Genomic DNA, 10246 nt, shown 5'->3' on the forward strand with positions numbered 1-10246 from the left:
ACCTCCATGCCCTCCGCCTACCGCCCCGGCCGCCCCGAGGACATCCCGGGCCTCGATCAGGCCGCGCTGCGCGACCGCTACCTCGTGCAGGGGCTGCTGGCCCCCGGCGAGGTGCGCACGGTCGTCACGCACTTCGACCGCGTCGTCGCCGTGGGCGCCGTGCCGACGGATGCGCCGCTCGCGCTCGAGGCCGTGCCCGAGATCCGATCGCAGCGCTTCCTCGACCACCGCGAGATCGGCATCGCCAACGTCGGAGGCGCCGGCAGCATCGTCGCCGACGGCGAGCGCTTCCCCATGGCCCCCGAGGCGCTGCTCTACCTCGGCCGGGGGACGAAGGAGGTCGTCTTCGAGTCGGACGACGCCTCGGCGCCCGCACGGTTCTACGGCTTCTCGGCGCCCGCGCACGCGTCGTTCCCGAGCACGCTCGCGACGCCGGAGGACGGCACGATCCGCGAGCTCGGCGACCAGTCGACGTCGAACCGGCGCACGCTGCGCCAGGTCATCCACGAGGACGGCATCCGCTCGTGCCAGGTCGTCATGGGCATCACGCGCCTGCACGAGGGCAGCATGTGGAACACCATGCCCGCCCACACGCACGACCGCCGCACCGAGCTCTACCTCTACTTCGACCTCGCCGACGACGCCCGCGTCGTGCACCTCATGGGCGAGCCCGACGAGACACGGCACCTCATGGCGGCGAACGGAGACCTCATCCTGTCCCCTTCGTGGTCGCTGCACTCCGGCGTAGGCTCGTCGAACTACGCGTTCGTGTGGGCCATGGCTGGCGAGAACCAGTCGTTCGACGACATGGACTCGGTGCCGATCGCCGCGATGCGGTGACGGGAGGGATGGACGTGGTGCTCGAGCAGATCGACCGTTCGCCGGCCCCCGCCGCGGGCGCGAGCGAGAAGACGCTGCGCGTGCTCTCGGCAGCGCTCGAGCACCCGCGGTTCACCGACATCGTCGCCGAGTCGGGGCTCGCGAAGGCCACGGTGCACCGCATCCTCGCGACGCTCGTCGAGCAGGAGTTCGTCGCCGGCGACGCCGACCACGGCTACCGCGCCGGGCCGAGCCTGCTGACGCTCGCCGGCCGCGCGCTCGCGAGCGTCGACATCTCGTCGATCGCCGAGCCGATCATCGACGAGCTCGTCGCCCGCGTCGACTGCACGGTGCACGTCGGCGTCCTCACCGACGCCGAGATGGTCTACGTCATCCGCAAGGATGCGTCGAAGCCGTACCGCATGCGCTCACGCGTGGGCCTCGGCATCCCCATGCACTGCTCGGGCATGGGCAAGGCGGTGCTCGCGTCGTGGAGCCCCGACCGCGTCGACCAGCTCGTCGCACGCACGGGCCTGCCTGCGCGCACGGCGCAGACCATCACGACGCCGGAGGCCCTGCACGAGGAGCTCGCGCGCATCGCGGCGCGCGGCTACGCGATGGACCTCGGGGAGAACGAGGTCGGCACCGTGTGCGTCTCGGCGCCCATCCGCGATCACACGGGCGCCGTGACCTACGGCCTGTCGATCTCGTCGATCGCGCTCGAGCATCCCGGCACGTCGATCGAGGCGCTCGCGCCCGCGGCGGTCGCGGCGGCCGACGAGATCTCGCGGCTGCTGGGGGCTCCGGGCCGCTGACGCCCGGCCTCCGCCGCCCGCGACCGGTCGCGGGCGACGAGCACCCGACGATGGGGCTCGCTGCACGCCGCGCAACCCCGGGGCACCCCGTTGCGCGAGGGGCCGCGCAGGGCGTTCGCTGGTGCGCACGACCCACGATGGGAGATGCGCACCATGGATGCACGTCAGGATCCGCCCCGGAACGACCGCGACCCCGACGCGCTGCGTCGGCGTGACGACGGGCTGCCGCTCGACGACCGTGCGCGACACGACGACGCGAGGACCGTGCCCGTCACGGGCAGGCACGACGCCGACGACGTCGACCGCACCGTGCGCCGCGATCACGCGCACGACGACCGCGTCGATGCCCGGTCGGGCCACGACCGCGACCTCGCCCGAGACCACGACGGGCACGATCGCGACCACGCTCACGGCCTCGACCACGACCGCGACCACGACGGGCGCGGCCGCCGCCGCCTCGAGGCGGACGCCGACCGCGACGCACGCGTCGCCGCCGCGGCTCGCGAGGGCGTGAGCGTGCGCGAGGAGGTCGTCGCCCGCGAGAAGCGCGAGTTCGGCGGCATGCGCTTCGGCACGGCCTTCTTCGGCTGGCTCACCGCCACCGGCACGGCCGTGCTGCTCACTGCCCTCGTCGCGGGCGCGGGCGCAGCGCTCGGGCTCGGCGCGCAGGCCGATCCCGAGGAGGTCGCCGACCAGGCCGCGCAGAACGCGGGCACGATCGGCATCGTCGGCGCGATCGCCGTGCTCGTCATCCTGCTGATCGCCTACTTCGCCGGCGGCTACGTCGCGGGCCGCATGGCGCGCTTCAGCGGCGCGAAGCAGGGCATCGCCGTGTGGCTGTGGGCGCTGATCGTCGCGATCGTGCTCGCGATCGTGAGCGCGATCGCCGGCAGCCAGTGGAACGTGCTCGCGAACCTCAACAGCTTCCCGCGCCTGCCGTTCGGCGAGGGAGAGCTCACGACCGCCGGCATCGTCACGGCCGTCGCGGCGCTGCTCGTCAGCCTGCTCGGCGCCGTGCTCGGCGGCCTCGCGGGCATGCGATTCCACCGCCGCGTCGACCGCGCGGGCCTCGGCCGCTGATCCGATGCGGGCCCGGGCAGCGCGCCCGGGCCCGTCTCAGCGGCGGACGCGCAGGTGCGTGACGCCGCCGTCGACGTCGAGCGCCGAGCCCGTCGTCGACCCCGACCGCGGTGACGCGAGGTAGAGGATGGCGCCAGCGACCTCCTCGGGCGTCACCATGCGGCCCGTCGCCTGCCTGGCGTCGAGGGCTGCGCGCTCGGCGACCGGATCCGGGAAGCCCTGCAGCATCCGCTCGACGAACGGCGACGACACCGTGGCCGGCCGCACGCAGTTCACGCGGATGCCCTCGGCGACGTGGTCGGTCGCCATCGCGAACGTCAGCGACAGCACGGCGCCCTTCGACGCGGCGTACAGCGCTCGCTGCGGCAGGCCGTTCAGCGCGGCGATCGAGCACACGTTGACGACCGATGCGGCGCGCGAGCGCCGCAGGTGCGGCAGGGCGGCGGCCGTGACGCGCGCCATGCCGGTGACGTTGATGTCGAGCACGCGAGCCCAGTCGGCGTCGTCGTTCTCCTCCACGGTGCCGACCGCGCTGACGCCCGCATTGTTCACGACGACGTCGACGCCGCCGAGGTCGCGCGCGACGGCATCGACGGCCGCGGCCACCGACGCGCGATCGCGCACGTCGGCGGCGTAGCCGACGAGCGGCGCCTCCACGGCGTCGACGGCGAGGTCGAGCACCGCGACCCGCGCCCCCTCGGCCGCGAGCGCCAGCGCGGTCGCGTGCCCGATGCCGGAGGCGCCGCCCGTGACGATCGCGACGAGGCCGTCGAGGTCGCCGCTCATGCCTGCCCCATCTCCTGCCGAGCGCTGCCGAGCCCGTCGATCGAGAGCTCGACGACGTCGCCGTCGCGCAGGTACTCGGGCGTGGCCATGCCGAGGCCGACGCCCGCGGGCGTGCCCGTGTTCACGAGGTCGCCCGGCCGCAGCACCATGAACTGGCTGAGGTACCAGAGCACGTGCGCGACGGGGAAGATCATGTCGGCCGACGAGCCGTCCTGCCGCAGCACGCCGTTCACCGACAGCCGCATGCCGAGCGCCTGCGGGTCGGCGATCGCGTCGGCGGGCACGAGGCGGGCGCCGAGCGGGTTGAACGTCTCGCAGCTCTTGCCCTTGTCCCACTGGCCGCCGCGCTCGAGCTGGAACTCGCGCTCCGACACGTCGTGCGACAGCACGTAGCCCGCGACATGGGCGAGCGCGTCGGCGGGCGAGTCGAGGTAGCGCATCTCGGTGCCGACGACGACGCCGAGCTCGACCTCCCAGTCGGTCTTCGTCGATCCGCGCGGCACGAGCACGCGGTCGTACGGGCCGACGATCGTCGACGGATCCTTCATGAAGACGACGGGCTCGGCGGGTGTCGGCAGTCCCGACTCGGCCGCGTGGTCGGAGTAGTTGAGGCCGATGCAGACGATCTTGCCCGGGGCGGCGATCGGGGCGCCGACGCGGCGCCCGGCAGCGTCCGCGAGCTCGGGCAGCTCGCCGGCGTCGAGGGCCGCGTGCGCCCGGGCGATGCCGTCGGCGGCGAGGAACGCGCCGTCGACGTCGGCCGTGAGCGACCGCAGGTCGTGGGCGACGCCGCCGCGCACGAGCACGGGGATCTCGGCGCCGGGCTCGCCGAGGCGGGCGAGGCCGTCGGGCTGGGGATCGGTCACGATGCGGCTCCTTCTGGGATGCGGTAGATGCGGGCGGCGGTGCCACCGAGGATCGCGGCGCGCTCGTCGGGCGCGAGGGGCGCGAGCAGCTGCTGCATCGCCTCCCATGTGCGGGCGTCGCCGCCGGCGAGCCGCGCGATGGGCCAGTCGCTGCCGGAGAGCAGCCGGTCCGGGCCGAGCTCGTCGAGCGCGGCGTCGACGACGGGGCGCAGCGCGGCGACGCTCCAGCCGTCGAGCGCTCCCGTCCTCGCGTACAGGCCCGAGAGCTTCGCGACGACGTTCGGATGCGCCGCGCACGCCGCGAGCGCCTCGCGCCACGCGGCGAGCGCATCCGCGTCGCCCCCGACGGGCGGCGTGCCGAGATGGTCGATCACGATCGGCAGGCTCGGGTGCGCGGCCGCGACCTCGGCGATGCGACCGAGGGCCGCGAACCCGCTCGTCGGCACGTCGAGCGGCATCGCGTGCCTGGCGAGCACGGCGAGGCCGCGCTCGACGACGTCGCTCGCGAACCAGGCGGCGGGCCGCTCGTGGACGAGGTTGCGGATGCCGACGACGCGGTCGTCGGCGGCGAACGCCTCGAGGTCGCGCGCCAGCCGCTCGGGGTCGTCGAGCGGGCTCCATGCCACGACGCCTGCGACGAGCGGGTGGGCCGAGGCCACCTCGAGCAGGTGGTCGGTGTCGCCGCGCTCGTCGGCCGACTGCACGAGCACGACGGCGTCGACGCCGCGCTCGACGAGGGCGGGTGCGATCTCGTCGATGGCGATCGTGCGGTGCAGGTCGCCCATCCCGGGGCCCATCCAGGCGTACTCGGCCCGGTCGAGATCCCAGACGTGGAGGTGGGCGTCGACGATCATGCGACGCTCCGCAGCTCGCCCGACGCCTCGAGCTCGCGCCACAGCGCCTCGGGGATGGGCGCGTGCGCACGGCGCACCCCCTCGTGCACCTGCTCGGCGGTGCGGGTGCCGAGCACGACCGAGACGACGGCCGGGTGCCGCAGGGGCATCTGCACGGCTGCGTCGGGCAGCGTGACGCCGTGGGCTGCGCAGCGCTCGGCGAGGGCACGGGCGCGGGCGACGAGCTCGGCGGATGCGGGCAGGTAGTCGAAGTGGGCGTCGGCCTGCACCTCGGCGCGGCTGAGCAGCCCGGAGTTGTAGACGCCGGCGGCGACGACGCCGACGCCGCGCTCGAGGGCGAGCGGCAGCAGGTCGTCGAGCGCGCCCTGGTCGAGCAGCGTGTAGCGGCCGGCGAGCATGACGACGTCGACGTCGGCTCGGCGCACGAGCTCGGCGAGCGCCGCCGACTGGTTCATGCCGGCGCCGACCGCGCCGACGACGCCCTCGTCGCGCAGGGCGACGAGCGCATCCATGCCCTCGGTGGCTGCCTGCTCGAGGTGGTCGTCGGGGTCGTGGAGGTAGACGACGTCGACGCGGTCGAGGCCGAGCCGGTCGAGGCTCGCCTCGAGGGATCGCAGGATGCCGTCGCGCGAGAAGTCCCAGGCGCGGCGGTGGGTGGCGGGCACGTGGAAGCCGTGCTCGTCCTGCTCGCCCGCACGCTCGGGGGCTGGCTCGAGGAGGCGTCCGACCTTCGTCGAGAGCGCGTACTCGTCGCGCGGGCGGTCGCGCAGCGCAGCGCCGAGGCGTCGCTCGGACAGCCCGAGCCCGTAGTGCGGCGCGGTGTCGAAGACGCGGATGCCGGCATCCCATGCGGCGTCGACGGCGGCGGCGGATGCCTCGTCGGTCGTGGCGCGGTTGAGGTTGCCGAGCTGCGCGGCGCCGAAGCCGAGCGCGGTGAGGCGCACGTCGTGTCCTACGGTGCGTGTCCGCACGCGAACCTCCTCGTCGAGATGCAGCGATCATACATCATACCTATGCCGCCCGGCTCTATCGGGAAGGCCGCGTGGACGCAACGGCGTCGTCGCCGGCGACGCCCGGCAGCATGCTGGTGTCATGCAACGCATCGTCGCCGTCATCCTCGCCATCCTCGTCCTGTTCCTGGGCGTCGCCGGCCTGTCCGTCGAGGACGGTCGCCTGCTCGGGCTCAACGTCGACACGCCTCTCGACGTGCTGCGCCTCGTGCTCGGCACCACGCTGCTCATCGCAGGCCTCGTCCTCCGCAGCGCGTCGCGGATCTCGCTCGTGCTCACGGGCCTGCTCTACCTGGCGATGGGCGCCTACGCCGTCATCGACCCGAGCTTCGGCGGCGTGCTGCCCACGGGCTTCGACGGCCTCGACGTCGGCTTCCACCTCGTCGCCGGCGCGCTCGCGCTCGTCGTGGGCCTCCTGCGGCTCGGCCCGAGCGAGCCGTCGATGGACACCGAGCATCGCGCCGGCCAGAGCCACGACCGCAGCATCGGTCGCTGACCCCGAGCCCCCCACCGATGGCGCGCACCCGCGAGGGTGCGCGCCATCGTCGCGTCCGGCCATCGTCGCGCCGCACGCGTGCGCCGGCGTGGCCGCCGGCATCGCCGATCGACCGCGATGCGCACGGAGCGACATCTCGATCGCGCATGTCGATCATGACGCCGCTCCGTGCGCATCCCCGCGGCGCCGAGCGGCTGGCACGCGCACTCGAGACAGGCGCCTCGAGGCCGGGAGCCGTCGCGCAGCGGGCCGCCGCCGATCCGCCTGGCGGAACTCGCGCTCATCAGACATATGATGTATGGTGTTTGCACGCACCTCGGGTGCACCCACCGACATCGAAGGCGATGATGAAGATCACGGGGTACCGCTGCCTCACGACGCAGCACGACTGGGGCCGCCCCGTGGGCGACGTCAACGGACACGTCGACTCCGGCATCACCGAGGTGCCGATCCTCGTGCTCGAGACCGACGCCGGCATCGAGGGCGTCGCGACCGGCTCGACGCACGACGTCGACCGCCTCTTCCCCGCCATCGAGGGCGAGGATCCGCGCGCCGTCGCCTCGCTCTACGACCGCATGATCGCCCGCGTCTTCAAGTCGGGACACGCTGGCGCCACGTTCGGCGGCATCGGCACGATCGACGCCGCGCTCTGGGACATCAAGGCCAAGCTCGCCGGCGAGCCGCTCTGGCGCCTGCTCGGCGCCCGCGACCGCTACGTCGACGGCTACGCGTCCGGGCTCGACATCGCCCTCGACGACGAGCGTCTCGCCGCGCTCTACGGCTCGATGGCCGAGCGCGGCTACACGAGCGGCAAGCTGAAGGGCGGCCGCGACGTCGCCGACGACGTGCGCAGGCTGCGCATCGTCGAGGAGGCCCTGCACCGCAACGCCGAGCACCCGGGCCTGATGCTCGACGCCAACGAGTCGTGGCATCGCAAGCAGGCCGTGCGACACGTCTCGGCCATCGAGCGCGAGCTCGACCTCGTCTGGATCGAGGAGCCCCTGCGCCGATGGGATGCGGCAGGCCACGCCGCGCTGTCGCGCGCCGTGCGAGCGAGCGTCGCCACCGGCGAGAACCTCACCGGCCTCGAGCAGTACCGACCGCTCATGGACGCCGGCGCCGTCGACGTCGTGCAGATCGGCGCCGTCTGGGGCGTGACCCACTTCCTGCGCGTCGCGGTCGCGGCGCACGCACGCGACCTGCCCGTGAGCCTCGTCGGCCACACCGCCGACGCCGCCGTCGTGCACGCGGCAGCGGCCGTCCCCAACACGATGCCCACCGAGGTGCAGGACCTCGGCTCGCCCATCGGCGTGACGATCGACCAGGCGTTCCAGGACGGCGGCATCGTGCTCGGCGACGAGCCGGGCGCCGGCATCCGCATCGACGAGTCCGAGATCGCCGCACGCATGGCGGGCGACGGCTGGCGCTCCGCAGCGGGCCCGCACGTGCGCTCGCATCGCACGGGCCTGCGGCTCGCGACCGAGCGGACGGCGTGATGCGGATCCGTCCAGGCCTGCACCGCGTCGTCGCGCCGCTCGGCGAGCGCATCGTCGCGCTCTACCTGCTCGAGGGCCCCGACGGCGTGCTGCTGTTCGACACCGGCGTCGACGAGACCATCGCAGGCACGCTGCTGCCGTACCTGGCCGAGATCGGCATGCCGACGACGCGCATCCGCTGGGCGATCACGTCGCACTGCGACTTCGACCACACGGGTGGCAGCGCGGCGCTGCTCGAGGCCGCACCCCACGTCGAGCTGCTCGCCGGCGCAGCCGACGCGGCGATGACCCAGGATCTCGAGCTGCTCATCGCGGGCCGCTACGGCGAGTTCCACGAGCCCGACGGCTTCGACGACCCGCCCGAGCTCACCGAGCACATCCGCGCGAGCACGCGCCTCGCATCCCTCGCCCGCACGATCGGCGACGGCGACGCGTTCGACCTCGGCGGCGGCCGCATCGTGCACGTGCTCGAGGCGCCCGGTCACAGCCCCGGCCACCTCGCGCTGTGGGATCCGTCGAGCCGTGCGCTCGTCATCGGCGACGCCGTGCTCGGCACCACGGTGCCGTTCGCAGACGGCCGCGCCGCCTTCCCGCCCACGTACCGCGACGTCGACCCGTACCTCGCGACGATCGAGCGCCTCCGCGCCCACGACGCCGAGCTGCTGCTCACGGCGCACTACCCCGTCTTCGAGGGCACGGCCGTCGACGCCTTCCTCGACGAGTCGGCCGACTACGTCGCCGTGCTCGACCGTGCGCTCGAGGCGGCGCTCGCGGAGGCCGACGGCCCGCGCACGACCCTCGAGCTCATCCACCGCATCGCCGGCGACGTCGGCCCGTGGGGCCCCGATGCCGCCGAGTACCTGATCTTCCCCGTCACGGGCAACCTCGAGCGGCTCGTCGAGCGCGGGCGCGCGAGCGTCGGCACGCGCGACGGCCTGCGCGCCTGGAGCGCCGCATGAGGCGCGTGCGCGTCGGCGCGATCGGTGCCGGCTGGTGGGCGACGAGCAACCACCTGCCGATCCTCGCCGCACGCGACGACGTCGAGCTCGTCGCCGTGTGCGGCCTCGGCGACCTGTCGGCGGTGCAGGAGCGGTTCGGCTTCCGCGTCGCCACCGACGACGTCGACGTGCTGCTCGACGCCGGCATCGACGCCGTCGTCATCTCGACGCCGCACGACCTGCACCACGACGCCGCCGCGAAGGCGCTCGATCGCGGTATGCACGTGCTGTGCGAGAAGCCGATGACGCTGCACGCCGACCAGGCGTGGGATCTCGTGGAGCGCGCCGAGCGGGCCGGCACGCACCTGCTCGTGCCCTACGGCTGGCACTACAAGCCGTTCACCATCGCTGCGAAGCGGATGCTCGACGAGGGCGCGATCGGCGAGATCCAGCACGCCGTGTGCCACATGGCCTCGCCGACGCGCGGCCTCTTCGGCGGCGACGCGACGCACATGCTCGAGCGCTGGGACTCGGCGACCGCGACCGCCCCGCAGGCGAGCACGTGGTCGAGCCCCGAGCACGGCGGCGGCTACGCGCACGGGCAGGTCACCCACTCCTCCGCCCTGCTGCTGTGGCTCACGGGCCTGCGAGCCGCGACCGTCGCGGGCCGCACGGCCAGCGCGGGCGCGCCCGTCGACCTCTTCGACGCCGCGGTCGTGCGCTACGACAACGGCGCGCTCGGCTCCCTCTCGGGCGCCGCGACGCTCGCCGACGGCGACCGCTACCAGGTCGACATCCGCCTCTTCGGCACCGAGGGCGTGCTCATGCTCGACGTCGAGCGCGAGCGCGTGACGCTCAGCCGCTACGACGGCCGCCGCGAGGAGCTCGCGATCGAGCCCGGCGAGGGCGACTACGAGTGCCTCGTGCCGCCCGCCCGCTTCATCGACCTCATCACCGGCGCCTCCACCGAGAACCACTCGGATGCCGAGGTCGCCGCCCGCAGCGTCGAGCTCATCGACGCCCTCCTGCGCTCCTCGGCCGCCGACGGCGTCGAGGTGCGCGTCCACGACTGACCCCTCGACGACA

11 protein-coding genes are annotated in these 10246 nt (G+C 73.9%); 7 read left to right on the forward strand and 4 right to left on the reverse strand.

The features are described from left to right. Nucleotides 1-6: 6 nt before the first annotated feature. From kduI to ACFQPP_RS00920, 3 genes are all read left to right on the forward strand, one after another. Nucleotides 7-840 carry a 5-dehydro-4-deoxy-D-glucuronate isomerase gene (kduI, locus tag ACFQPP_RS00910; protein ID WP_376914594.1) on the forward strand — a complete coding sequence of 278 codons (834 nt, stop codon included), beginning with the start codon at nucleotides 7-9 and terminating at the stop codon, nucleotides 838-840. Nucleotides 841-857: 17 nt separating this feature from the next. After that, entirely contained in the window at nucleotides 858-1634 is a 777-nt protein-coding gene (locus ACFQPP_RS00915) for an IclR family transcriptional regulator (protein ID WP_376914595.1), read from the forward strand. Nucleotides 1635-1787: 153 nt separating this feature from the next. Beyond that, nucleotides 1788-2714, forward strand: a complete 927-nt coding sequence (locus ACFQPP_RS00920; RefSeq protein ID WP_376914596.1) for a YrzE family protein — start codon at nucleotides 1788-1790, stop codon at nucleotides 2712-2714. A 36-nt stretch (nucleotides 2715-2750) separates the two neighbouring features. Here ACFQPP_RS00920 and ACFQPP_RS00925 read toward each other — a convergent pair whose 3' ends face one another. From ACFQPP_RS00925 to ACFQPP_RS00940, 4 genes are read right to left on the reverse strand one after another with little or no spacing between them, the layout of a single operon-like run. Then, a complete protein-coding gene (locus ACFQPP_RS00925; protein WP_376914597.1) occupies nucleotides 2751-3500 on the reverse strand; it encodes an SDR family NAD(P)-dependent oxidoreductase in 750 nt (249 codons plus the stop codon). Continuing rightward, a complete protein-coding gene (locus ACFQPP_RS00930) occupies nucleotides 3497-4366 on the reverse strand; it encodes a fumarylacetoacetate hydrolase family protein (protein WP_376914598.1) in 870 nt (289 codons plus the stop codon). Before ACFQPP_RS00930 ends, ACFQPP_RS00925 begins: the two co-directional genes overlap by 4 nt. Further along, on the reverse strand, nucleotides 4363-5220 hold the full coding sequence (locus ACFQPP_RS00935) for an amidohydrolase family protein (protein WP_376914599.1): 858 nt from the start codon (nucleotides 5218-5220) through the stop codon (nucleotides 4363-4365). The genes ACFQPP_RS00930 and ACFQPP_RS00935 overlap by 4 nt, the downstream gene beginning before the upstream one ends. Next, complete coding sequence (locus ACFQPP_RS00940; RefSeq protein ID WP_376914600.1) at nucleotides 5217-6164, reverse strand: aldo/keto reductase; 948 nt, start codon at nucleotides 6162-6164, stop codon at nucleotides 5217-5219. Before ACFQPP_RS00940 ends, ACFQPP_RS00935 begins: the two co-directional genes overlap by 4 nt. 148 nt (nucleotides 6165-6312) lie before the next feature. Between ACFQPP_RS00940 and ACFQPP_RS00945 the strand changes: the two genes are divergently transcribed. The 4 genes from ACFQPP_RS00945 to ACFQPP_RS00960 all read left to right on the forward strand — a co-directional run bounded on the left by ACFQPP_RS00945 (nucleotide 6313) and on the right by ACFQPP_RS00960 (nucleotide 10233). Then, a complete protein-coding gene (locus ACFQPP_RS00945) occupies nucleotides 6313-6726 on the forward strand; it encodes a hypothetical protein (protein ID WP_376914601.1) in 414 nt (137 codons plus the stop codon). Nucleotides 6727-7073: 347 nt separating this feature from the next. Beyond that, complete coding sequence (locus ACFQPP_RS00950) at nucleotides 7074-8222, forward strand: mandelate racemase/muconate lactonizing enzyme family protein (protein WP_376914602.1); 1149 nt, start codon at nucleotides 7074-7076, stop codon at nucleotides 8220-8222. After that, nucleotides 8222-9181: an MBL fold metallo-hydrolase gene (locus ACFQPP_RS00955; protein ID WP_376914603.1), complete on the forward strand. Its 960-nt coding sequence runs from the start codon at nucleotides 8222-8224 to the stop codon at nucleotides 9179-9181. Before ACFQPP_RS00950 ends, ACFQPP_RS00955 begins: the two co-directional genes overlap by 1 nt. Next, nucleotides 9178-10233 carry a Gfo/Idh/MocA family protein gene (locus ACFQPP_RS00960; RefSeq protein WP_376914604.1) on the forward strand — a complete coding sequence of 352 codons (1056 nt, stop codon included), beginning with the start codon at nucleotides 9178-9180 and terminating at the stop codon, nucleotides 10231-10233. Before ACFQPP_RS00955 ends, ACFQPP_RS00960 begins: the two co-directional genes overlap by 4 nt. Nucleotides 10234-10246 lie beyond the last annotated feature (13 nt).

It is taken from the genome of Agrococcus sp. GCM10030265, from assembly GCF_042666675.1.
Taxonomy (GTDB): domain Bacteria; phylum Actinomycetota; class Actinomycetes; order Actinomycetales; family Microbacteriaceae; genus Agrococcus.

Excerpts from the sequence above, each read along its gene's own strand:
- kduI (WP_376914594.1), top strand. The coding sequence starts at position 7 with ATGCCCTCCGCCTACCGCCCCGGCCGCCCCGAGGACATCCCGGGCCTC.
- ACFQPP_RS00920 (WP_376914596.1), top strand. The coding sequence starts at position 1,788 with ATGGATGCACGTCAGGATCCGCCCCGGAACGACCGCGACCCCGACGCG.
- ACFQPP_RS00925 (WP_376914597.1), bottom strand. The coding sequence starts at position 3,500 with ATGAGCGGCGACCTCGACGGCCTCGTCGCGATCGTCACGGGCGGCGCC.
- ACFQPP_RS00935 (WP_376914599.1), bottom strand. The coding sequence starts at position 5,220 with ATGATCGTCGACGCCCACCTCCACGTCTGGGATCTCGACCGGGCCGAG.
- ACFQPP_RS00945 (WP_376914601.1), top strand. The coding sequence starts at position 6,313 with ATGCAACGCATCGTCGCCGTCATCCTCGCCATCCTCGTCCTGTTCCTG.
- ACFQPP_RS00950 (WP_376914602.1), top strand. The coding sequence starts at position 7,074 with ATGAAGATCACGGGGTACCGCTGCCTCACGACGCAGCACGACTGGGGC.
- ACFQPP_RS00955 (WP_376914603.1), top strand. The coding sequence starts at position 8,222 with ATGCGGATCCGTCCAGGCCTGCACCGCGTCGTCGCGCCGCTCGGCGAG.
- ACFQPP_RS00960 (WP_376914604.1), top strand. The coding sequence starts at position 9,178 with ATGAGGCGCGTGCGCGTCGGCGCGATCGGTGCCGGCTGGTGGGCGACG.